Annotated in this window: 21 protein-coding genes and 1 tRNA gene; 15 read left to right on the top strand and 7 right to left on the bottom strand. The window is 70.6% G+C overall.

Annotated elements, in window-relative coordinates:
• Positions 1-124: 124 nt before the first annotated feature.
• Positions 125-2,152, bottom strand: coding sequence for a DUF262 domain-containing protein (locus tag F6B42_RS08095; RefSeq protein WP_150419102.1), 2,028 nt, complete (start codon positions 2,150-2,152; stop codon positions 125-127).
• Positions 2,153-2,278: 126 nt separating this feature from the next.
• On the opposite strand from F6B42_RS08095, the gene F6B42_RS08090 reads away from it, so the two are divergent.
• The 5 genes from F6B42_RS08090 (at position 2,279) to F6B42_RS08070 (ending at position 7,315) form a co-directional block, all read left to right on the top strand.
• Positions 2,279-3,052: a hypothetical protein gene (locus tag F6B42_RS08090; RefSeq protein ID WP_150419101.1), complete on the top strand. Its 774-nt coding sequence runs from the start codon at positions 2,279-2,281 to the stop codon at positions 3,050-3,052.
• Positions 3,053-3,186: 134 nt separating this feature from the next.
• The gene (locus tag F6B42_RS08085; protein ID WP_150419100.1) at positions 3,187-3,963 is read left to right on the top strand and encodes a DeoR/GlpR family DNA-binding transcription regulator; all 777 of its coding nucleotides are present in this window, start codon (positions 3,187-3,189) and stop codon (positions 3,961-3,963) included.
• Positions 3,960-4,910 carry a 1-phosphofructokinase family hexose kinase gene (locus F6B42_RS08080; protein ID WP_150419099.1) on the top strand — a complete coding sequence of 317 codons (951 nt, stop codon included), beginning with the start codon at positions 3,960-3,962 and terminating at the stop codon, positions 4,908-4,910. Before F6B42_RS08085 ends, F6B42_RS08080 begins: the two co-directional genes overlap by 4 nt.
• Positions 4,911-4,945: 35 nt before the next feature.
• Positions 4,946-7,033 carry a PTS fructose transporter subunit IIABC gene (locus F6B42_RS08075; RefSeq protein ID WP_150419098.1) on the top strand — a complete coding sequence of 696 codons (2,088 nt, stop codon included), beginning with the start codon at positions 4,946-4,948 and terminating at the stop codon, positions 7,031-7,033.
• Between the two features lie 12 nt (positions 7,034-7,045).
• Positions 7,046-7,315, top strand: coding sequence for an HPr family phosphocarrier protein (locus F6B42_RS08070; protein WP_091498658.1), 270 nt, complete (start codon positions 7,046-7,048; stop codon positions 7,313-7,315).
• Positions 7,316-7,388: 73 nt separating this feature from the next.
• Here F6B42_RS08070 and F6B42_RS08065 read toward each other — a convergent pair whose 3' ends face one another.
• Positions 7,389-8,027 (bottom strand): MBL fold metallo-hydrolase, encoded by a 639-nt coding sequence (locus tag F6B42_RS08065; RefSeq protein WP_150419097.1) that lies wholly within the window; start codon positions 8,025-8,027, stop codon positions 7,389-7,391.
• A gap of 120 nt (positions 8,028-8,147) precedes the next feature.
• Between F6B42_RS08065 and F6B42_RS08060 the strand changes: the two genes are divergently transcribed.
• Positions 8,148-8,220: transfer RNA gene (locus F6B42_RS08060), tRNA-Glu, on the top strand.
• 124 nt (positions 8,221-8,344) lie between these two features.
• Here the strand turns inward: F6B42_RS08060 and F6B42_RS08055 are convergent.
• Positions 8,345-9,460: a DUF4349 domain-containing protein gene (locus F6B42_RS08055; RefSeq protein ID WP_150419096.1), complete on the bottom strand. Its 1,116-nt coding sequence runs from the start codon at positions 9,458-9,460 to the stop codon at positions 8,345-8,347.
• A complete protein-coding gene (locus F6B42_RS08050; protein WP_150419095.1) occupies positions 9,457-10,014 on the bottom strand; it encodes an RNA polymerase sigma factor in 558 nt (185 codons plus the stop codon). The genes F6B42_RS08055 and F6B42_RS08050 overlap by 4 nt, the downstream gene beginning before the upstream one ends.
• Before the next feature lie 116 nt (positions 10,015-10,130).
• Here F6B42_RS08050 and F6B42_RS08045 point away from each other — a divergent pair, with 116 nt between their 5' ends.
• The 7 genes from F6B42_RS08045 to F6B42_RS08015 all read left to right on the top strand — a co-directional run bounded on the left by F6B42_RS08045 (position 10,131) and on the right by F6B42_RS08015 (position 17,754).
• Positions 10,131-11,201, top strand: a complete 1,071-nt coding sequence (locus F6B42_RS08045; protein ID WP_150419094.1) for a TerC family protein — start codon at positions 10,131-10,133, stop codon at positions 11,199-11,201.
• Between the two features lie 173 nt (positions 11,202-11,374).
• On the top strand, positions 11,375-12,823 hold the full coding sequence (gene leuC, locus F6B42_RS08040) for a 3-isopropylmalate dehydratase large subunit (RefSeq protein ID WP_150419093.1): 1,449 nt from the start codon (positions 11,375-11,377) through the stop codon (positions 12,821-12,823).
• Between the two features lie 2 nt (positions 12,824-12,825).
• Positions 12,826-13,422 carry a 3-isopropylmalate dehydratase small subunit gene (gene leuD / locus F6B42_RS08035; RefSeq protein WP_150419092.1) on the top strand — a complete coding sequence of 199 codons (597 nt, stop codon included), beginning with the start codon at positions 12,826-12,828 and terminating at the stop codon, positions 13,420-13,422.
• A gap of 72 nt (positions 13,423-13,494) precedes the next feature.
• On the top strand, positions 13,495-14,859 hold the full coding sequence (gene murA / locus F6B42_RS08030) for a UDP-N-acetylglucosamine 1-carboxyvinyltransferase (protein WP_150419091.1): 1,365 nt from the start codon (positions 13,495-13,497) through the stop codon (positions 14,857-14,859).
• Positions 14,860-14,862: 3 nt separating this feature from the next.
• Positions 14,863-15,621 (top strand): lysophospholipid acyltransferase family protein, encoded by a 759-nt coding sequence (locus F6B42_RS08025; protein WP_150419090.1) that lies wholly within the window; start codon positions 14,863-14,865, stop codon positions 15,619-15,621.
• A complete protein-coding gene (locus F6B42_RS08020) occupies positions 15,618-16,754 on the top strand; it encodes an NAD(P)H-dependent glycerol-3-phosphate dehydrogenase (protein WP_150419089.1) in 1,137 nt (378 codons plus the stop codon). Before F6B42_RS08025 ends, F6B42_RS08020 begins: the two co-directional genes overlap by 4 nt.
• Positions 16,654-17,754 (top strand): D-alanine--D-alanine ligase family protein, encoded by a 1,101-nt coding sequence (locus tag F6B42_RS08015; RefSeq protein WP_150419088.1) that lies wholly within the window; start codon positions 16,654-16,656, stop codon positions 17,752-17,754. The genes F6B42_RS08020 and F6B42_RS08015 overlap by 101 nt, the downstream gene beginning before the upstream one ends.
• Before the next feature lie 11 nt (positions 17,755-17,765).
• Here F6B42_RS08015 and F6B42_RS08010 read toward each other — a convergent pair whose 3' ends face one another.
• Positions 17,766-18,278 carry a DUF3515 family protein gene (locus F6B42_RS08010; protein ID WP_150419087.1) on the bottom strand — a complete coding sequence of 171 codons (513 nt, stop codon included), beginning with the start codon at positions 18,276-18,278 and terminating at the stop codon, positions 17,766-17,768.
• A gap of 33 nt (positions 18,279-18,311) precedes the next feature.
• Here F6B42_RS08010 and thiL point away from each other — a divergent pair, with 33 nt between their 5' ends.
• Positions 18,312-19,310: a thiamine-phosphate kinase gene (thiL, locus tag F6B42_RS08005; protein WP_150419086.1), complete on the top strand. Its 999-nt coding sequence runs from the start codon at positions 18,312-18,314 to the stop codon at positions 19,308-19,310.
• Positions 19,311-19,320: 10 nt separating this feature from the next.
• On the opposite strand, the gene rsmD is transcribed toward thiL, so the two are convergent.
• Both rsmD and F6B42_RS07995 read right to left on the bottom strand, forming a co-directional pair.
• Positions 19,321-19,887, bottom strand: a complete 567-nt coding sequence (gene rsmD / locus F6B42_RS08000) for a 16S rRNA (guanine(966)-N(2))-methyltransferase RsmD (protein ID WP_150419085.1) — start codon at positions 19,885-19,887, stop codon at positions 19,321-19,323.
• Positions 19,884-20,480: a 1-acyl-sn-glycerol-3-phosphate acyltransferase gene (locus tag F6B42_RS07995; protein WP_150419084.1), complete on the bottom strand. Its 597-nt coding sequence runs from the start codon at positions 20,478-20,480 to the stop codon at positions 19,884-19,886. The genes rsmD and F6B42_RS07995 overlap by 4 nt, the downstream gene beginning before the upstream one ends.
• A 62-nt stretch (positions 20,481-20,542) precedes the next feature.
• Here F6B42_RS07995 and F6B42_RS07990 point away from each other — a divergent pair, with 62 nt between their 5' ends.
• Positions 20,543-22,702 (top strand): ATP-dependent DNA helicase RecG, encoded by a 2,160-nt coding sequence (locus F6B42_RS07990; protein ID WP_150419083.1) that lies wholly within the window; start codon positions 20,543-20,545, stop codon positions 22,700-22,702.
• Positions 22,703-22,704: the final 2 nt, after the last annotated feature.

Raw genomic sequence — 22,704 nt, 5'->3', positions numbered from 1 at the left:
TGAGCCAGGGAGCAGGTGACCCGAACACCGTCTCTACCAGCCGCTCACGTTCGAGTACGAAGCTACGGGCTCGGACGTTTCCTGTCTTCGTCGTTGACCGCGCGGGACCGCTCTGATAGGCGTCTCAGCGCATCGCGTCACCGATGTAGGAGTACTTCACGAAGACCTCGGATGCCCAGCCGGCCTCCTCGAGGACGCCCTGCACCGCCGTCAGCATGTAGCGCGAGTCCCAGCCCATGTAGAGGTGCTGATCGGGGGCCAGCTGATCCCAGGCGCCGTTCCACGCGCGCGCCGGGTACACCGGTCCGCCGCGGCGGAGACTGAAGTCGACGACGCTCTGACGCGCGTCCGCCCAGAGCCGCGTGAAGACCCGGTTGAAGAGGTATCGGACGTCGGGCACCTCCCAGTGCTCGCCGCGGAACTCGACGTAGTCGAACTCCCGCTGCCAGCCGCGGGGCCAGCCGCGTCGCAGCTTCGCGTCGAGGATCGGGGTCAGGTTGTCGTCGTCGATCCCGAGGATGTCCGGACGCGGCCAGACATTGACGAAACGGAGCGCGAGCGCCTCCGTGCGCGCCCCGATGGCGGCCGTGTTCCAGACGGCCGTCTGCGCGAGCTCGCGCGTGACGGGCACCTCGCTACGACGAGCGATCTCGCGCAGCCGGGGGTACGGGGCGTCGAAGGCCTGCTCAGCGAGATCGGGCTCCAGCAGCGTCAGGTTGCCGAGCGTGTGGGCGAGCGCGCGGTGGCTGTTCTGCTCGTCCTCGCTGTAGTCCGCGAAGCGACGCACGCCGTCACCCGACCAGTCGTCGCCGGCTGCCGGCGGGAAGGCGGCGACGACGTCGTAGGGAGCGGCGGCGTCGACGTCCGCGATGCGTCCGAGCACGTACCGCGGGTGGGGGAGCTCGCCGTACTTCAGCCCGACGCGCACCCGCTCGTCGGAGGGTGTGATGCGGCCGATCGCGCGAGTGAGCGCGTCGGCACCACCCGCATAGGCACGACACAGGCGCGCGACGAGGCGATCGGTGGAGATCCCCGCGATCGTCCGACGCAGCACGAGCGACTGGAGCTCGTCGAGCCGGCCGATGAGGTCGGCCGTCGCGATCCGTCCGCGGCGCGCGTCGTGGATGAGGCGCATCGCCAGTGGCGCCATGCCGCGCCCGAGGACAGCGAGATAGGTGAGATGGCGTGCCAGCTCGGGGTCGCGACTCGTCGCCGGGTCGAGCAGCTCGCGGTAGATGTCGGCGTACTCGCGCCAGGATGCCGCGTGTTCGTGCAGCGACGCGGCATCCAACCGGGGGAACTCCTGGCGGAACACGTCGTAGACGCCTCGTCCGCCCGTCACGAGCACCTCGCGTCCGGTGAGCATGACGAGGTAGTGGTTCCAGAAGGAGCCGATGGCGTCGCCCGTGCTCGCCTCGATCGGCAGCCAGTACTCGTTCTCGATCTCGCTCTGCTCGGCGTGCGAGAGCCCCATCAGCACGTAGTTGTGGATGAGCTCGTGGTCGCGCAGCGGCTCGCCCGTCGAGTTCAGGCTCTCGAAGATCTGCTGCGCGTTCGCGTCGGCGCCGAGGGTGATCGCGACGTGCTCGAGCTTCTTCAGTCCCCGCCAGATGGCGGCGGCCTCGCCGGGCCGGATCTGGCTGCGGAAGAACGCGTAGTTGTCGTCGAAGCGTGACGCGCCGTCGGTGAAAGCCTCCGGCCTCCGGTCGAGGACGACGCTCTCGAAGACGTCCGCCCAGGCGCGGTGAGGTCGCAGCTTCGTGCGATCCGGGTCGTCGTCCCGCACGAGCACGCGCTCGAGCTCACGCGCGATCTCGGGATCGTCGACGCGGAGCGTATGGTGGAGCGCCGCGACCAGGAGCATCAGAGTCGTGATGCGCTGCTGCCCGTCGATCAGCACGAGGTGCGCGTCGTCGTCTGCGGACGTGCTCGCCGTCGAGAGGATCGATCCGATGAAGTGGGTGTGCGCATCGTCGGCGGCGGACACGGCGCGCACGTCGCCGAGGAGCTGCTCGCAACCGCCGATGTCCCACCGGTACTGCCGCTGATAGACCGGCACGACGATGGTGGTGTCGGATGCCGAGAGCCACCCGATCGTGTTGACCGCGGTTGCCCTGACGTTCGTGGCGGCGTTGTTCGTGGCAGTTCTCATTTTCTCCGAAATCGCTCCTCGAAAACCCCGGTCGAGTCTACTGGTGACGCTCGGCGAGCTAGGTAGGCTGACCTAAGTCGGCCCTGTAAAAACTTCGCTTGGCCGACGGAAAGGTCATGATTCGTCATGGGTTACATCAAGTCCGCTGCCCTCGAGGAGACCGGCTACGTCGTCCTCGACCGCTACAACCGCGAAATCGATCCGAAGGAATGGCTCGATATCGAGTACGTCGACTGGAAGTCCTCCGGCGACACCCGTTTCGCACCGCTCGCCTCCGCCAAGGGCGAGATCGAGTGCAACGGCTTCTGGAATCACAAGCCGCCGCGCACCGACAAGGACGGTGTCTGGATCGATGCGCAGACCGAACTCGCGCCCACGCTCACCGAGCGTGCGCTCGAGCCGGGTGCGAACGTCGGGCGCTGCCGCATCATCGAGCTGCAGCCGAACACGTACGCCGACTGCCTCTACAACCTGCACCAGGACGACAACAACCGTCTGAACCCCGACGGCACCGGATGGGTCGTCCGCGGATTCTTCAACCTCACCGACGATCAGACGAGCTACTTCGTGCTGCGCGAGAACCGCACCGACCCGAGCGAGGAGACGCGCATCGCGCTTCCCGCCGGCGCTCAGCTGATCGTCGACACCCAGCGTCTGTGGCACGCGGTCGCCCACTACGGAACCGAACCGCGCTACTGCCTCATCACGTCGTGGGAGTCGGGCCCCGAGCTCGACGCCTATATCGAGAAGTACAACGGCGTGAGCAAGGTCGACACCTACCCCGTCGACCAGGAGACCCTCGACGCCGGCCAGGCCGAGCAGACCCGCCGCATCGCGGCCCGCGCCGCGGCGCTCGCCGCTCGGGGTCAGCAGGAGGTCATCGCGATGAGCGAGGCCTGAGCCTCCTCGTCTCTGCGAAGGGCGCCGGCGCGATGCCGGCGCCCTTCGTCGTCACCGGCAATGGACGAGATGTGAGTTTCTGTTGCTTTGTGTTGTCTTGCGTTGTAACGTGTGGGCATCCGAAGGGGGATGTCGTGTACGCAACGGAGCGCCAGCAGCTCATCGAGCGCCTGCTCGCCGATGACGGCCGTGTCGCCGTCGTCGACCTCGCAAGCCGATTCGACGTCACCACCGAAACCGTCCGTCGCGATCTCGCCACCCTGGAGGGCGCGGGAATCCTGCGCCGCGTCCACGGCGGCGCCGTCTCGCCCGAGCGGACGAGCGTCGTCGAACCGTCCGTCGCCGAGCGATCGCAGCGTCACTCCGCCGCGAAGGAGCGCATCGCCCGCCGCGCGCTGGAGGCGCTGCCGGCGGGCAGCGGATCGATCTACCTGGATGCCGGCACCACCACCGCGGCCCTCGCCGCGGCTCTCGCCGGCGATCAGCCGGCGCCGGGACGCGAGGTCGTGACGCACTCGATGGCGATCGCGCACACCCTGGCGGCGTCTCCGGGCCTCGGCCTCACCGCGATCGGCGGGCGGGTCCGCGGCCTGACGGCGGCTGCGGTCGGCGCCGACACGGTCTCGGCCGTCTCCCGCCTGCGTCCGGATGTCGCCTTCCTCGGCACGAACGGCATCGGCGCGTCGGCCGGGCTCACGACGCCCGACCCGGATGAGGCCGCCGTCAAGCGTGCGATCGTCGCAGGTGCTCGCCGGATCATCGTGCTCGCCGACGCGGACAAGTTCGACGCCGAGCTGCTCGTGTCCTTCGCCGACCTGCCGGAGCTCGACGTCATCGTGACCGACCGGCAACCCGGCGCCGTCCTCGCGCGCGCGCTGAGCGACGCCGATGTGGAGGTTTGGATCTCATGATCGTCACCCTGACGGTCCACCCGTCGCTCGACCGCACCGTCTCGATCGCCGAGCCGCTCCGCGTGGGCGAGGTGCAGGCCGCATCCGCCGCCCGGGAGGATGCCGGCGGCAAGGGCATCAACGTCGCGCGCGTCATCCGGGCGGCCGGCGCCGAGAGTCTCGCCGTCCTGCCCCTGGACCCCTCCGACCCGTTCGCCGCTATCCTCGCCGGCGCGGACGTGCCGGTGCGTCCGGTCACCGTCCGCGGCAGCACCCGTGCGAACATCGCGATCACCGACCCGGCGGGGGAGACCACGAAGGTCAACCTCCCCGGGGTGGCGCTCGCGGCCTCCGACCTCGACGCGATCATCGACACCGTCGTGGACGCCTCGCGCGGCGCGCGATGGCTCGTGCTCGCCGGATCGCTCGCTCCCGGTCTCGCCGACGACGCCTACGTCCGCGTGATCCACGCCGTGCGCGATCGGCTCGGCGAGGCCGCGCCGCGGATCGCCGTGGATACCTCGGGGGCCGCGCTGCGTGCCGTCGTCGCCGAGGGGCGGCCCGACCTCATCAAGCCGAACGACGAGGAGCTCGCCGATCTGCTCGAGGCGGAGCTGCCCGCGGCGTCCGACCTGGCCGAGGCCGTCCACACGGCCGCACGCGCTCTCGTGCCGGCCGCTGTCGGCGCCGCACTCATCACCCTCGGGGGCGAGGGTGCGGTGCTCGTGACGGCCGACGGCGGCTGGGCGGCCAGCCCGCCACCGACCCGCGTGCGGAGCACCGTCGGCGCGGGCGACAGTTCGCTCGCGGGATTCCTCATCGCCGACGAGCGCGGCGCGACCCCGGGCGGATCGCTCGTCTCCGCCATCCGCTACGGCTCGGCCGCCGCGGCGCTCGAGGGCACGCAGGCCCCCGGCCCCGCCGATCTCCCGACCGCGGACATCCCCGTCCGCGAACTCGCTCGCTGAATCAATCCACTCGAACACCCGACCAGGAGGACACCGTGTCCGACACCATCACCCCGGAGCTCGTCAGCCTCGACGCGCCGCTCGGGACCGACAAGAAGGACGTCATCCGCGCCCTGGCCCGCCTCGTCGCGGCCGAGGGACGCGCCGAGGATGCGGAGGCACTGGCCGCCGACGCGATCGCCCGCGAGGAGAAGGATGAGACCGGCCTGCCCGGCGGCATCGCGATCCCGCACGCCAAGAGCGCGGCGGTGACGCAGGCGTCGCTCGCGTTCGCCCGGCTCTCGCCCGGGGTCGAGTTCGGCGCGCCCGACGGCGCGGCTGACCTCGTCTTCCTCATCGCGGCCCCGGCGGATGCGGCCGAAGCGCACCTCGCGGTGCTCTCGCGGCTCGCGCGAAGCCTCATGCAGGACACGTTCACCTCCGACCTGCGCGCGGCCGCGACGCCCGAAGACGTCGTGCGGATCGTGCGCGCGGCCATCGGTGAGGGCGAGGCCTCGGCGGCGCCCGCAGCGGCCTCGACCGCAGCGGCGGCCCCGATCGGGGCCGCCGGCAGCACCGCAGCCACCACCGTCGCATCCGACCTGCAGGTCGAGGGCCGTCCGGCGCGCATCGTCGCCGTCACGTCGTGCGCGACGGGCATCGCACACACCTTCATGGCCGCCGACGCCCTCACCGCCGCCGGCAAGGAAGCCGGGATCGATCTCGTCGTCGAGCCGCAGGGCTCCAGCGGCTACCAGGCGCTCCCGGCATCGGTCATCGACGGCGCCGACGCGGTCATCTTCGCGACCGACGTCGATGTTCGCGAGATCTCGCGGTTCGCCGGCAAGCCGGTCGTTCGCTCGGGAGTGAAGCGCGGCATCGAGCAGCCCGCGCAGATGATCCGCGAAGCCGTCGCCGCGGTGTCCAACCCGAACGCGTCGCGCGTCAGCGGTGCCGCCGCGGGCGGCGATGCGTCGACCTCGGCCGCGTCGAACCTGTCGTGGGGCGCGAAGATCCAGCGCATCCTCCTCACGGGTGTGAGCTACATGATCCCGTTCGTCGCCGGCGGCGGTCTGCTGATCGCCCTCGGCTTCGCGCTCGGAGGATTCCGCGTCACCGACAACGCGGCGAACGTCATCATCGACAACGCGCTCTGGAACCTCCCGACCAGCGACATCACGTCGCCGTTCGGGCCGCTGGGACAGTACCTCGGCTCGGTCGCCTTCATGATCGGGTCGACGTCGATGAGCTTCCTGGTCGCCGCACTCGCGGGCTACATCGCGTACGCCATCGCCGACCGCCCGGGCATCGCGCCCGGCTTCGTCGCCGGAGCGATCGCGGTGACGATGAGCGCGGGCTTCATCGGCGGCATCGTCGGCGGCTTCCTCGCCGGCTTCATCGCCTGGTGGCTCGGCCGCCTGCCGGCACCGCGCTGGCTGCGCGGGCTGATGCCCGTCGTGATCATCCCTCTGATCGGGTCGATCGTGGCGTCGGGGCTCATGATCCTCTTCCTCGGCCGCCCGATCGCGGCGCTCATGGCGTTGCTCACGGACGGACTCACCAACCTGACCGAGAGCGGTGCGGGCCTGGTCGCGGTCGGCATCATCCTCGGCCTCATGATGTGCTTCGACCTCGGTGGCCCGATCAACAAGGTCGCCTACGTCTTCGCCACCACGGGCCTCGCCGCGGCGTCGACGGAGAACACCGCTCCGTACCTGATCATGGCCGCGGTCATGACGGCGGGCATGGTCCCGCCGCTCGCCCTCGCCTTCGCCTCGACGGTGCTCGCCCGGCCGCTCTTCACCCCGGTGGAGCATGAGAACGGCAAGGCGGCGTGGCTCCTCGGGGCCTCGTTCATCAGCGAGGGCGCCATTCCGTTCGCCGCGGCCGACCCGCTCCGCGTCATCCCCGCCTCGATGGTGGGCGGTGCCATCACGGGGGCGCTGAGCATGGTGTTCGGGGTGCAGAGCTTCGCGCCCCATGGCGGCATCTTCGTCCTGTTCGCGATCAATCCCGTGTGGGGTTTCTTCGTCGCGCTCCTGGCGGGTACCGTCGTTTCTGCGCTGTTGCTCGTCGTGCTCAAGAAGTACGCCCGCAAGAGCTCCACCGCCCCGGTTCCGGCCGCGGCGACCGCGACCGTCTGAGGAGACACCACCATGGCAGAACGCACCGCCACCATCGCGAGCAGCTCCGGGCTGCACGCGCGCCCCGCCAAGCTCTTCGTTCAGGAGGTGCAGTCCAAGGGCGTGCCCGTGACCATCGCGGTCGAGGGCGGCGCCGACCTCAACGCCGGCAGCATCCTCAGCATTATGGGTCTGGGTGCCTCCCAGGGCTCGGTCGTGACGCTCAAGGCCGAGGGCGAGGGCGCCGAGAAGGCGCTCGACGAGCTCGTCGCCTTCCTCGAGATCGACCACGACGCGGCCTGACCCCGCTCGAACGACGGATGCCGCGGCCCTTCGGGGTCGCGGCATCCGTCGTTTCGCGGGGTCGGGCGTGCGGTCAGATGTCCGTCGACTGTCCCGGTTCGAGGGGGAGGAACTCGCCGCCGTTCTGCTCGGCGGCCCACTTCAGCCGTTCGTGCCCCATGCTGAGGCCCGCCTGCGACAGGGTCATGTCGTGCGTGGCGAACGCCCGACGCGGCTTCACGGCGAGCACGAAGTCGATGGCGTCGCCGATCTTCAGCCACGGTGCGCCCACCGGTGCGGCCAGGAGCGCGACATCCGCCCCCTTCGGAACCGCGTAGGAGTCGCCGGGGTAGTAGAACGCGCCGTTCACCAGAACGCCCACGTTGTCGATGACCGGGATCGACTCGTGGATGACGGCGTGCTTCCCGCCGAAGAACTCGAGGTGGAACGGGCCGGCGTCGACGGTGTCGCCGGGGAAGACGACGCGGATGTCGAAACCGGCGGCGGCGTGTGCGAGGCCCTCGGGTCCATAGATCGGGACGCCGGGGAAGCTCGACACGAGCCGATCGAGGTGCTGCGCGGACCAGTGGTCGGGATGCTCGTGCGTGATGACGACGCCCACGACGTCGTGCAGATCGTTCAGCGGAAGGGTGAACGCACCCGGATCGATGATGAGCGTCTTGCCCTCCTGCTCGAGGCGGAGGCAGGCGTGCTCGTGCTTCGTGACATGCATGCGATCAGTCAACGCCCGACACGCCCGGACGGGCAATCGTCGGGCCGATTTTGTTCGATCCCGGGACGCATGGCATACTTTAACGGTTGCCTCCGGAGCCCCGGAGAAGACGAAAAGTACGGCCCCATCGTATAGCGGCCTAGTACGCCGCCCTCTCACGGCGGTAACGCGGGTTCGAATCCCGCTGGGGTCACATCGAAAAGCCCCCCGGTTCTGCCGGGGGGCTTTCGTGTTGCCCAGTGCCGCGAGAATCGGCATCCGCTGTGAGACTCCGGCCGCGCAATGGAGTCTCACCGCGGATGCCGATTCTCGACGGGTCAGGTCTCGTCCGGCGCGGCGCGGGAGGCGCGCCGGCGGCGCGTCGTACGCGCGATGAGCCACATGACGAAGGCGACAACGGCGAGCACGCCGAGCCAGGGCAGCAGGAACCCGATCGCCACGATGACGCCGTTCAGCGTTGCGACGAGGCCGTTGATCCCCGCGGTGAGTCCGTCGCCGAAGCCCGCGGGATCGGCGTCCACGGTTGCCGGCGGCGTCGTGAGCTGCACCGTCAGCGACGACATGGCCACCTGCGAATCGAGCGCGGCCAGCTGCTGCTGCAGTGCTTCGAGGTCAGCCTGTCGTTCGGCGAGGGCGGACTCCGCGGCGATGAGGTCGGCGACCGAGCCCGCTTCGGCGAGCAGCCCGGTCAGGCGGTCGACCGATGCCTGCCCCGACTGCACCCGTGCGCGCAGGTCGATCGCCTGGCTCGTGACGTCGTCGCGTGAGACCTGGGAGGTCTCGATGTCGCCGACTTCGCCGAGGTCGTCGAGAACCTCCGACAGCACGTCGGCGGGGACGCGGACCGAGACCCAGGCGCCGCCGGAGACCGGAGGCCAGATCGCGGTGTCCGTCGACGACGTCGGCGAGGCGCCGCCGACGCTGGCCGACTCGACGTACCCACCGGCTGCGGCCGCCAGAGCTCCGATCTCATCCGCCGCCGCTCGCGGGTCGTCGACGACGATCGTCGCGGACGCCGAGGCCACCACCTCGCGTGCGGCGCCGTCGCCGCGCTCGGAGCCGGCTCCGTCGAGGTCTCGCGCAGCGGGAGCCGGAACCGATTCCTCGGTCGCGAAACCGCCCGAGGACTCGCTGAAGATCCGTCCGTCGCCGTCGGCGGGCGCATCGAAGGTGAGGCCCGGTTCCGCGGCGGGCGCGACAGCGCCCGAGCCGGCGCTCGACCCCGTCAGCTGCGGCGCGATCGCCACGGCCACGACGAGGACGGCCGCGGCCGCGCCGGACGCCAGCCAGGCGGTGCGGCGGCGACGCCGACCTCGTGCGCGCTCCGCCGCGGTCCGCGCCGAGATCTCACGCCGTTCCCGGGCGATGTCCGCGAACAACGCGGACTCCATCGCGTCGATGCGGTCTTCTTCCAGGACGGGCAGATCGGTCATGACTCCTCCGGTTCGACGGTCGTACGCACGTGAGTGCGGATGCGGGACAGGCGGTTGCGGACGGACGCGTGCGACACGCCGAGGCGGTCCGCGGCCGCCTGGTACGAGTAGCCCTCCGCCGCGCAGAGGCGGAAGATCGAGCGGTCGAGCGCGCTCAGGTCGTCGACGGCGGCCAGGATGCGCTCGACGAGATCGGACTGCACCACCTGCTGCTCGACGTCCACCGTCGCGGGCAGGTCCGGCTGCTCGCCGGCGTCGTGCGCTCGGTCGCGCTGCTGTCGCCGCATCCGATTCGCGCACTGGAACCGGCAGATCGTGACGAGCCAGGGGAGGAGGGAGTCGCTCGCGAGCTCGAGTCCGGGCATCTTGCGCCACGCCACGAGGAACGTCTCCTGCGTCACGTCCTCTGCGTCGCCGGCGTCGCGCAGCAGTCCGTGGGCGAGCCAGTAGACGGGCCGGACGTAGGCGCGATACAGCGTGCGGAACGCATGCTCGCTGCCTTCGGCCGAGGCGGCGACGAGCTCGGCATCGGCCGGCACGGCGGTCTTCGGCATCCGTGTTCCCCCTTCTTCCACCCTGACAGTGTCGCGGTCGCGGGATCCGTCTCACCGCCCCGTGCGCGAGGGAGCCCGGGTGTAGTCTCGGGAGGCTCTCTCCCCGAAAGGCTCGCATGGACCTCCCCGTGCCGTTCCAGATCGTCGCGCTCGTCGTGCTGGTGCTCGTGCTCGTCGCCGACCTCCTTCTCATCGTCAAGCGACCGCACATCCCGTCGCCGAAGGAGTCGACGCTGTGGGTGCTGTTCTACGTCGGGCTGGCGCTGGTGTTCGCGGCGATCCTCTGGGCCGTGGCCGATGTCGAGCACGCCGGCCAGTTCGTCGCCGGCTGGCTGACGGAATACAGCCTCTCGATCGACAACCTCTTCGTCTTCGTGCTGATCATGAGTCAGTTCTCGGTGCCGCGCCGATACCAGCAGAAAGTCCTGATGGTCGGCATCATCATCGCGCTCGTGCTGCGCGGGCTCTTCATCCTGGCGGGCGCGGCGATCATCGAGCAGTTCAGCTGGGTCTTCTACATCTTCGGCGCGTTCCTCATCTACACCGCCATCAAGCAGGCTCTGCCCGAGGGCGACCACGACGACGACGTGAAGCGCGAGAGCTTCCTCGTCCGCATCATCCGCCGCACCGTCGACATCTCGGACGAGTACGACGGCCCGAAGGTGCGGACGATTGTGAACGGCAAGCGGATGTTCACGCCGATGATCATCGTCTTCGTCGCGATCGGCGTGACCGACCTCCTGTTCGCGCTCGACTCGATCCCGGCGATCTTCGGCATCACGCAGGATCCGTTCCTCGTCTTCACGGCGAACCTCTTCGCGCTCATGGGGCTCCGCCAGCTGTACTTCCTGCTGGGCGATCTCCTCGACCGGCTGAAGTACCTGCACTACGGGATCGCGTTCATCCTCGCCTTCATCGGTGTGAAGCTGATCCTCCACGCGATGCACCAGAACGAACTCCCCTTCATCAACGGCGGGGAGCACATCGAGTGGGCGCCCGAGATCTCGACCTGGGTCTCGCTCGGCGTGATCATCGCCTCGATGGCCGTCGCGACCGTCGCGAGCCTCATCGCCGCCCGACGGGAGGGCGGCGCCCAGACACCGACCGAGGCCGCTGCGGACGTCGCGGCCGAGAAGGGCACTCCGGGCACAGTCGACCAGCCGCCGCTCCCGCCGCGCCGCGACTGAACGGATGCCGCGGGCCGTCCGCTCGGCCGGGCCCGAGTCGTCCCGGTGCTATCCTGACCCCATGCTGATCGCCCGCCTTCTCCTTAGCGGCCGCGGCGAGGCCTCGTTCTGAGCCCCTCCTCGCCGCGGAGTCCGTCACGGGCTTGATCCGGTTCGCAAGGAGAACGAAACCCATGAGCATTCCCACCCCGCCCGAGCGCCCGCGCACCCTGGCAGAGAAGGTCTGGGACGACCATCTCGTCGTCAGGGGCGAGGACGGCCAGCCCGACCTCATCTACATCGACCTGCACCTGGTGCACGAGGTGACGAGTCCGCAGGCCTTCGACGGTCTCCGCGCCGAGGGGCGTCCGCTCCGCCGGGTCGACCTGACGATCGCGACCGAGGACCACAACACTCCGACGCTCGACATCGACAAGCCGATCGCGGACCTGACGAGCCGCACCCAGATCGACACGCTGCGGCGCAACGCCCAGGAGTTCGGCGTGCGCCTGCACTCGCTGGGCGACGCCGAGCAGGGCATCGTCCACGTCGTCGGCCCGCAGCTGGGGCTGACGATGCCGGGGATCACCGTCGTTTGCGGCGACAGCCACACCTCGACCCACGGCGCCTTCGGCGCGATGGCGTTCGGCATCGGCACGAGCGAGGTCGAGCACGTCATGGCGACGCAGACGCTGCCGCTGAAGCCGTTCAAGACGATGGCCATCACCGTCGAGGGCGAGCTGAAGGAGGGGGTGACGGCGAAGGACATCATCCTCGCCGTCATCGCGAAGATCGGCACGAACGGCGGGCAGGGCTACGTGCTCGAGTACCGCGGCAGCGCTATCCGCTCCCTCTCGATGGAGGGGCGCATGACGATGTGCAACATGTCGATCGAGGCCGGCGCCCGCGCCGGCATGGTCGCACCCGACGAGATCACCTTCGACTACGTCCAGGGCCGTCCGCACGCCCCGACGGGCCAGGACTGGGACGACGCGGTCGCCTACTGGCGGACGCTCCCGAGCGACGAAGGAGCGGTCTACGACGCGGAGATCTTCATCGACGCGGCCGAGCTCGAGCCGTTCGTCACGTGGGGCACCAACCCGGGTCAGGGAGTCTCGCTGAGCGGGACCGTCCCCGCGCCCGAGGACTTCGCCGACGCGAACGAGAAGGCCGCTGCCGAGCGCGCCCTCGAGTACATGGACCTCGAGCCGGGAACCCCCCTGAAGGAGATCCCGGTCGACGCCGTCTTCATGGGGTCGTGCACCAACAGCCGTATCGAGGACCTGCGCGCCTTCGCCTCCGTCGTGGCAGGACGGACGAAGGCCGAGGGCGTCCGCGTGATGGTCGTGCCCGGTTCCGCTCGCGTTCGGCTGGAGGCCGAAGCCGAGGGGCTCGACCGCGTGTTCACCGAGTTCGGCGCGGAGTGGCGCTTCGCCGGCTGCTCGATGTGCCTCGGCATGAATCCCGATCAGCTCGCTCCGGGGGAGCGGTGCGCATCGACGAGCAACCGCAACTTCGAGGGCCGGCAGGGCAAGGGGGGCCGCACGCACCTGGTGTCGCCGCTCGTGGCCGCCGCCACCGCCGTTCTCGGGCGCCTCGCGAGCCCGAGCGATCTGCCCGCCCGCGAGAAGGTCGAGGCCTGATCATGGAGAAGTTCGCCACCCACACCGGTGTCGTCGCGCCGCTGAAGCGTTCCGCCGTCGACACCGATCAGATCATCCCGGCGGTCTACCTCAAGCGCGTCACGAAGACGGGCTTCGAGGACGCGCTGTTCGCCAACTGGCGGCAGGATCCGGACTTCGTTCTGAACCAGCCGGCGTTCTCCGGAGCCTCGGTGCTGGTCGCCGGACCCGACTTCGGGACCGGCTCGAGCCGCGAGCACGCGGTCTGGGCGCTGCGCGATTACGGCTTCCGCGTCGTGCTGGCACCGAGGTTCGCCGACATCTTCCGCGGCAACGCCGGCAAGCAGGGCCTCCTGGCGGGAGTGATCTCGGAGTCCGATCGCGCGGCGATCTGGGCTGCCGTCGACGCGGCACCCGGCGCGACGATGACGGTCGACCTCGAGGCTCGGACGGCGTCGATCGGCGACCTCCGCGTCCCCTTCGAGATCGACGATTACACTCGGTGGAGGCTCCTCGAAGGACTCGACGACATCGGGCTCACGCTGCGCAACGAAGAGGCGATCGCGCAGTTCGAGGCGCGCCGCGAGGCGTGGCGACCGCGGACACTCCCCGTCGCGTAGCCGGAACCACGCCCCGCAACCGTGGGGCGCGCGTTCGCACAGCCCTCGATGACCAAGTGAGGAAACCCCTGGATGAGCACTCCCTCGAGTGAGCCGGCGTCGGCGCAGCAGACGAGCCGCGAAGAAGGCGAGATCCTCGAGATCCGCGGCGGACGTCCGCTCGTCGGACGGGTCGATGTGAAGGGCGCGAAGAACTTCGCGACCAAGGCGATGGTGGCGTCGCTTCTCGGCGAGACCGAGAGCGTTCTGCGGGACGTCCCCGACATCAGCGACGTCGCCGTCGTGCGCTCGCTGCTCGAGGTGCACGGCGTCGGCGTCGTCGAGGAGAGCGAAGGCGTGCTGCGCCTCGATCCCACCGGCGCCGTCTCGGCGAACTTCGAGGAGATCGACGCGCACGCGGGTGCGTCGCGCATCCCGATCCTCTTCTGCGGCCCGCTCCTGCACCTGCTGGGTCAGGCCTTCATCCCCGATCTCGGCGGATGCCGCATCGGCGACCGGCCCATCGACTTCCACCTCGACGCCCTCCGCAAGTTCGGCGCGATCGTCGACAAGCAGCCGAGCGGCATCCGCCTGTCGGCACCCGAGGGACTCCATGGCGCGGACATCGAGCTGCCGTATCCGAGCGTGGGGGCCACGGAGCAGGTGCTGCTGACGGCCGTCCGCGCACGCGGCACCACCGAGCTGCGCAACGCCGCGATCGAGCCCGAGATCATGGACCTCATCGCGGTCCTGCAGAAGATGGGCGCGATCATCTCGTACGAGCCGAACCGCGTCATCTTCATCGAGGGCGTCGACAAGCTCCGCGGCTACGACCACCGGTCGATCTTCGATCGCAACGAGGCCGCCTCGTGGGCGTGCGCCGCCCTCGCGACCGACGGCGACATCTTCGTGGGCGGCGCGAAGCAGCAGGAGATGCTCACCTTCCTCAACGTCTTCCGCAAGGCGGGGGGCGACTTCGACATCCAGGAGGACGGCATCCGGTTCCGCCGCGACGGAGCCCTCCGCCCCGTCTCGGTCGAGACCGATGTGCACCCCGGATTCATGACCGACTGGCAGCAGCCGCTCATCGTCGCCCTCACGCAGGCCGAGGGTGTGTCGACCGTGCACGAGACCGTCTACGAGAACCGTCTCGGCTTCACGCAGGCCCTGAACAAGATGGGCGCCGACATCGTCGTCCACCCCGAGGGCATCGCGAGCCCGGAGCGTCGCGTTCCCCGTCGGGCCCTCGAACAGGCCGCCGTCATCTCCGGTCCGACGCCGCTCCACGGGGCGGATGTCGTCGTCCCCGACCTGCGCGGCGGGTACAGCTACGTGATCGCCGCTCTCGCCGCGAACGGTACGTCGATCGTGCGCAACGTCGGCATCATCCGGCGCGGCTACGAGAAGTTCTTCGACAAGCTGACGGCGCTCGGCGCCGACTTCGACGTCATCGGCTGAGCCGTGAGCACCTCTCGTCGGCGCGCTTCCCCCGAGAAGACGAAGCCGAGCCCGTTCTGGCTCGCGGCGGCCATCGTCGTGCCCGCGGTCGGTCTTCTCGCGAGGATCGACGTGGAGGGTGCCGAGCACCTGCCGGAGAGCGGCCCGTACGTTCTCGCCCCGAACCACTACAGCGAGTTCGATCCGATCGTCGTCGCCGTCGCGACCTGGCGCCTCGGTCGCGCGCCGCGATTCATGGCGAAGGACAGTCTCTTCCGCGTGCCCGTGGTCGGCACGGTGCTGCGCGGACTCGGCATGATCCCGGTCTCGCGGACGACGTCCGCGTCCGCAGCCGGGCAGGCCATCTCGCAGGCGGCGGAACTCGTATCCGACGGTCGCGGGGTCATCGTGTATCCGGAGGGATCGCTGACGCGTGAGCCGGACCTCTGGCCGATGCGCGGCAAGTCGGGCGCGGTGCGCGTCGCCGTCGCCGGCGACATCCCCGTCATCCCGGTCGCGACGTGGGGCGTGCAGCAGATCCTGCCGCGCTACGGCAAGCTGAGCCTCTGGCCGCTGCGCAAGCGCATCCGCGTCCGATTCGGCCCGCGCGTGGAGCTTCCCGAGACGGCGGGCGCGACGCTCGCACCGGCGCAGCTCGTCGCGGCGACGGATCTCGTCATGGGGCGCATCTCGGGACTCCTCGGCGAACTCCGCGGCGAGGAGCCGCCGGCGGAACGCTGGAATCCCGGTCAGCACGGGCAGCAGGAGACGGGTCGACTGTGAGCCGGAGGACCGAGGCCGCTCCGCCGCGCATCGCGGTCGTCGGAGCGGGCAGCTGGGGCACGACGTTCGGCAAGGTTCTTGCCGATGGCGGCAGCCGCGTCGTCATGTGGGCGCGCCGCGCGGAGCTCGCCCACGAGATCAGCGAGGGCAAGCGCAACAGCCGCTATCTGCCCGGGATCAACCTGCCGCGATCGATGACCGCCACCCCGCATCTCTCGGAGGCGCTCGCGGGAGCCGATCAGGTCTACCTCGCCGTGTCGAGCCAGGCGCTGCGTGAGAACCTCAAGGCCATCCGCCCGCTTCTGGCGCAGTCCGACGCGCCGGTCGTCTCGCTCATGAAGGGCGTGGAGCGCCGCACCGGACTCCGGATGAGCCAGGTCATCGAGCAGGAGCTCGGCTGCGACCCCGCGCGGATCGCGGTGGCATCCGGGCCGAACCTCGCCCTCGAGATCGCCCGCGAGCAGCCGACAGCCGCCGTCATCGCCTCGACGAGCCGTGAGACCGCCGAGGCCGTCGCGCTGCGCGCCCGCAACGCGTACTTCCGCTCGTTCGTGAACACCGACGTCATCGGCACCGAGTTCGGCGGGGTGCTGAAGAACCTGATCGCGGTCGCCATCGGCATCGTCGACGGCGTCGGCTACGGCGAGAACACGAAGGCGTCGATCATCACGCGGGGGCTCGTCGAGATGACGGACTTCGCCGTCGCGCAGGGCGCGCAGACCGAGACGCTGCAGGGGCTGGCGGGGCTCGGCGATCTCATCGCGACGTGCCAGTCGCCGCTCAGCCGCAACAACACCGCGGGACGACTGCTCGGTCAGGGCTATTCGTTCCAGGACGTCGTGAAGCAGATGGACCAGACCGCCGAGGGCCTGGCATCCGTCGCTCCCATCCTGCAGCTCGCCCGAGAGGCGGGCGTGCACATGCCGATCGTCGAGCAGGTGAAGATGGTGCTCGACGGCACCATGAACCCGCGCGACATCGCCCCGCACCTGACCACCGACGACGACAAGCCGACCGGCGAGAGGACCCACCATGGCGACCACAGCAGTAGCGGTGCTCTTCGGCGGGCGTTCCAGCGAGCATTCCATCAGTTCCGCCACGGCGGCGGGGGTGCTGCGCGCGATCGATCGTGATCGCTACCGCGTCGTGCCGGTCGGCATCACGCGCGACGGGGCGTTCGTGCTCGAGGACGACGACCCCGAGAAGTTCGCGCTGAACCCCGATCGGATGCCGGAGGTCGCCGACAACGGCACGCGCGTGCTGTGGCCGGAGCCCGCGGGCGATCGCGAGCTGCGCGTGCGTCGCGCGGACGGCAGCGTCGACTCCCTCGGAGAGGTCGACGTGGTTCTGCCGATCCTCCACGGTCCGCACGGCGAGGACGGCACCGTCCAGGGCTTCTTCGACACGCTTCAGCTGCCCTACGCGGGCGGCGGGGTCTTCGACTCGGCCCTGTGCATGGACAAGCACTTCATGAAGATCGTGCTGCAGGCCGCCGGCATCCCGGTCGCCCCGTGGGTGACCGTCACCGCGGCGCAGTGGGCGAACGACCCGGGGGCGGTCCGGGCCGCGGCGGCAGGGCTCGGCATCCCGAGCTTCGTCAAACCGGCTCGCGCCGGCTCGAGCGTCGGAGTGTCGAAGGTCCACGCCGCCGACGAGCTCGACGCCGCGCTGGAGCTGGCCTTCGCGGAGGACGACAAGGTGCTCGTCGAGCCCGCCATCGTGGGGCGCGAGATCGAGGTCGCCGTGCTGGAGGGTCGCGGCGTCGACCCCGCACGCGCGTCGCTGCCGGGCGAGATCGTCCTCACCACGCGGGAGTTCTACGACTTCGAGGGGAAGTACCTCGGCGGAGACGGCGCGGATGTCGTCTGCCCCGCCGACGTCACGCCGTCCGAGATCGAGGATCTGCAGCGGATGGCCGTTGCGGCCTTCGACGCCGTCGACGGCCGGGGTCTCGCCCGCGTCGACTTCTTCCAGACCCCGACGGGGCTGTACGTCAACGAGCTCAACACGATGCCCGGGTTCACCCCGATCTCGATGTTCCCGAAGTGCTGGATCGCATCGGGTCTGTCGTACGGCGAGCTCATCACCGAACTCGTCGAGGTCGCGCTCGCCCGGGTGCCCGCGCGCGCCTGACCTCGCGTCGATCAGGGCGCGACGGGCGTCGGGACCGGCGTCGCGTCGACGCGGTCGACGCACGCGCCGCCCGTGCGGGGCAGCCGGTTGACGATCGGCGAGAGGGCGTCGAGCACCTCGCGGCTGGAGACCCCCTGGAACGCATCGGTCACGCTCGTGTCGAAGAACAGCTCGACGGCGGGCTCGCGCCCGAAGGTGCGAACGGTGAACTTCGGAGCCTCGGACTCGTCAATCACCCAGTCGACGCCGGAGACGTTGTCGCACCGCAGCGTCGTCGGTCCCGGAGTCGGCACACCGCACGAGAAGATGACGGACGTCGGATCGCCCCATGCCGCGGTCGACTGACTGTCGGTGTGGCGGCGATCGGCGCCCGCGACGGAGTCGGGGAGGCGCACCATGACCTCCGCGCACGCGGGGGAGTTCGCGTCGGCCGCCGCCGGGACGTTGACGGTGCCGGCGCATCCGGTCAGCGCGAGAGCTGCGACGGTCAGGGCGACGGGGACGAACCAACGGGGGCGCTGCACACCCTCCAGGGTAGCCGCGCTAGCGTGGAGGGCATGCCCGCCCCGACCTCACCGCTCACCGTCGGCGAGCTCGCGGAGGAGGAGATCCTCGCCCGCATCCTCGCCCGGCTGGGACCCTCGCCGGTCGACGTGGGGCCGGGGGACGACGCCGCCGTTCTGCGGCTCGCGGACCCCCGCGTCGTCGTGACGACGGACACTCTCGTGCACGGTCCGGACTTCCGGCTGGCGTGGTCGCGCGGGCGTGATCTCGGTGCGAAGGCTGCGGCCGTCAACCTGGCGGACGTCGCCGCCATGGGTGCGCGGCCCGTCGCGCTCTTCGTCGCGCTGATGATGCCCGATGACACGACGATCGAGTTCGTCGAGGAACTCGCCACGGGCCTCCGCGAGGCCTGCGAGGAGCTCGCCCCGGGGTGCGCGGTGGCGGGAGGAGACCTGACGGTTTCCGACACGCTGGCGATCGCGGTCACGGCGATCGGCGATCTGCCGGCCGGCCGCCGGCCGGTGCTGAGATCGGGCGCCCGTTCCGGACAGGTCGTCGCGATCGCGGGGGAGACGGGCGCGGCCGCCGCCGGGCTCGCGCTGCTGTTCGAGCGGTTCCGCGACCCTGCAGGTGCAGCCGTGCCCGTCGACGGCGCGCTGCTCGACGAGCGGGAGGCGAGCCTCGTGTCGGCGCAGCTGCGTCCGTGCCCGCCGATCGCCGCCGGCGTCCGAGCCGCGGATGCCGGCGCGACCGCCATGATGGACGTGTCGGACGGCCTCATCCGCGACGCGCGCCGGATGGCCGCGGCATCCGGCGTCTCGATCGACCTGCGGACGGCTGCGCTCGGACCCGATCCTGCTCTCGCTCTGAGCGGCGGCGAGGATCACGCGCTGCTGGCCGTCTTCCCCGCCGAGGCGCCGATCCCGGCGGAGTTTCGGGTGATCGGCACCGTCGGCGACCGTGCGGCGGGCCTGCTCCTGGTCGATGGCGTGGCGGAGTCGTCCGACGGCGGCTGGGATCCCTACCGCGACTGGGACGGACAGGCCGGCTGAGCGCGGGCTGTCACTCCGCCTCGTACCACCAGAGCGTCGTGTCGCCGTAGCGACGACTGCGCAGCGGGACGAGGCCCGACGGGGCCTGCGGTTCGGCTGACCGTGCGGCTCGTTCGACGATCACCCACGCACCCGCGGCCAGCACGGGGGGCAGGAGCGCCAGAGTCGCCGCCAGGGCGGCGTCGTCGACGTCGTACGGCGGGTCGAGGAAGACGAGGTCGTATCCGGTTGCGGGTGCGATCGGCGCTGCGAGGAAGGCGTCGGCGCTCGCGCGGTGGACGCGGATCGCGGCGTCGGGCACGGCGCGACCCACCACGCGCGCATTGCGCTCGGCGACCTGCGCGGCCGGCGCCGCCTTCTCGACGAGGTCGGCCCGGATCGCGCCGCGGCTCACGGCTTCGAGCGCGAGGGCTCCCGATCCCGCGTAGAGGTCGAGCACGGTCGCACCGGTCACGGCGTCCGCGGCTTCGAGTGCGCCGAACAGGGACTCCCGGACCCGATCGCTCGTCGGACGCGTGCCGCGGTCGGGGACGGTCAGCGCGAGCGACCCCGCCGCCCCGGCGATGATGCGCGTCACGGCGCCGGCTCCGGCTCGGCCCCCGTGATCCCCTCGTCGCGCAGCCGGGGCTCGCTGCGCAGCTCCGGACGGTAGCCGGCCTTGTCGGCGTAGAACGACCGGATGACGGTCATGTCGGCGGCCACGTCGCCCGTGAGCTCGATCGTCGGTCCGAGCCCGGTGGTCATGGTGGTGCGGTCGACGTACCCGAGGGTCACCGGCATCCCGGCGGCACGGGCGATGCGGTAGAAGCCGGACTTCCAGCCGGTGCGCGACCCGCGTGTGCCGTCCGGGGTGATGACGAGGCCGAACACCTCGCCGGCGGCGATCTGCGCCAGCACGTCCGTCACGACGCGCGAGGGATCGTCACGGTCGACGGGGATGCCGCCGAGCCGCCGCATCGGGGCGTTCCGCCATCCCCGGAAGAGGCTCTTCTTGCCCATCCAGCGGATCGGGATCCGCAGGCGCCACGCGATCGCGAGCATGAGGACGAAGTCCCAGTTCGATGTGTGAGGCGCACCGATCAGGATGGTCGGCCGAGTCGGCGCGGGGGTGCTGACGAGGCGCCAGCGGCTGAACGTCCAGAACAGGCGTGCGAGGGCTCGTCGAAGCATCCTCCCACCGTAGAGCCTGCCGGTTCATCGCCGTGTCCGCGGCGGTGCCTAGACTCGTCGTCATGTCGTCCCTGTCCCTCGATACGCCTCTTGTGGATGCGGTCGGCGAGAAGACGGCGGCGACCTTCTTCCGCGCCTTCGGCGTGGCGACGGTCGGTGACCTGCTCGCGCACTACCCCCGGCGATACGCCCAACCCGGTCAGCTGACCCCGATCTCGTCGCTGCCCGTCGGCGAGATGGCGACGATCGTCGCCGAGATCACCTCGGTCACCGAGCGCCCGATGCGGGCTCGCAAGGGGACGCTCATCGAGGTCGTGATCAGCGACGGCGTCGGGAAGGCCTCGCTCACCTTCTTCGGGCAGCGGTGGCGCCTCGACACGCTCAAGCCGGGACGCCAGGGCATCTTCTCCGGCAAGGTCGGCGTCTTCAAGGGGCAGCAGCAGTTCGCGCATCCCGACTACGAGCTGTTCGACGACGAGTCCGAGGCCCGCATCACGGCCGTCGCGCGCAGTCGGGAGCCCATCCCGATCTATCCCGCCACGAGCACCGTGCCGAGCTGGCACGTGCGCAAGGTGGTCGCCGACGTGATCGGCCGCCTGGGACCGGTGCCCGACCCGCTTCCCGCCGAGCTGCGCGAGCGACGAGGGCTGCTCGACGCGCGCGCCGCGCTCGTGCAAGCCCACACCCCGAAGCGCTCGCACGAGGTGGAGCCCGCGTTCGAGACGCTGCGCATGCACGAGGCGTTCGTGCTGCAGGCCGCGCTCCTGCAGCACCGCGTCCAGGTGCGCCGGCTCGCGGCGACGGCGCGGCCGGCCGGCGACCTGCTCGTGCAGTTCGACGCCGCGCTGCCCTTCGAGCGCACGCCTGATCAGGTCGCGGTCGGAGACGTGATCACCGCCGATCTCGTGAACGATTGGCCGATGAACCGCCTCATCCAGGGCGAGGTCGGCTCCGGCAAGACGCTCGTCGCACTGCGGGCGATGCTGCAGGTGGCGCAGTCCGGCGGTCAGTCCGCCCTCATCGCGCCGACCGAGGTCCTCGCGGCGCAGCACGTCCGCTCGATCGCCCGCATGCTCGGCCCGAAACTGGCCCCCGAGCTCATGCCGACCCTGCTCACGGGTGCCCAGCCGGCCGCCGAGAGGCGCAGAGCGGCTCTGCGCGCGGCCTCCGGTCAGGCGCGGATCGTCGTGGGCACGCACGCGCTGCTCAGTTCGACGACGACGTTCGCCGACCTCGGCCTCGTCGTCGTCGACGAGCAGCACCGGTTCGGCGTCGAACAGCGCGAGGCGCTGCGTGCGAAGGGAACCGCTCCGCACGTGCTCGTGCTGACGGCGACCCCGATCCCGCGGACGGTGGCCATGACGGTCTTCGGCGACCTCGACGTCTCGACGATCCGAACGCTGCCCGGCGGACGCGCCGGCATCAGCACGTTCGTCGCGCCGCTCGCCGAGAAGCCCGGCTGGTTCGGGCGCGTGTGGGAACGCGTCGCCGAAGAGGTCCGGCTCGGGCGTCAGGCGTTCGTCGTGTGCGCGGCGATCGACGCCGAGAAAGCCGTCGTCGACGACACGGACGACCCGGGCATGACGGAGGACGGCACACGCACGCGAACGCGCTGGGGGGTCGTGCAGGCCCGCGCGATGCTCGACGAGCATCCCTCCTTCGCGTCTCTGCGCGTCGCGACGCTGCACGGCAAGATGCCCTCCGATGAGAAGGATGCCGTGATGCAGGCCTTCGCTCGCGGTGAGATCGACGTGCTCGTCGCGACGACGGTCGTCGAGGTGGGCGTCGACGTTCCGAACGCCTCGACGATGGTGATCCTCGAAGCGGAGCGGTTCGGCGTCTCGCAGCTGCACCAGCTGCGCGGTCGGGTCGGGCGGGGGAGCGTCCCCGGGCTGTGCCTGCTCGTCACGGAGGCCGATCCGATGACCCCGGCCCGGTCCCGTGTGGAGGCGGTCGCGGCGACGAGCGACGGGTTCTCCCTCGCCGAGGTCGATCTCGAGATGCGGGGCGAGGGTGATGTCCTCGGCGACTCGCAGTCCGGAGACCGGTCGTCGCTGCGACTGCTGCGGGTCATCGCCGACGGCGACCTGATCGCCGCAGCCCGCGACGAGGCGGCGGCGGTGCTCCGCGACGATCCGACGCTGGTGCGACACCCGGATCTCGCGGACGCGATCGCGCGGCGGCTCGGCGACCACGAGCGCGGCGCGCTGCACAGGAACTAGGC

It is taken from the genome of Microbacterium radiodurans (assembly GCF_008710705.1).
In the GTDB taxonomy this organism is placed as follows: Bacteria; Actinomycetota; Actinomycetes; order Actinomycetales; family Microbacteriaceae; genus Microbacterium; species Microbacterium radiodurans.
This window is presented reverse-complemented; position numbering and strand designations above follow the sequence as displayed.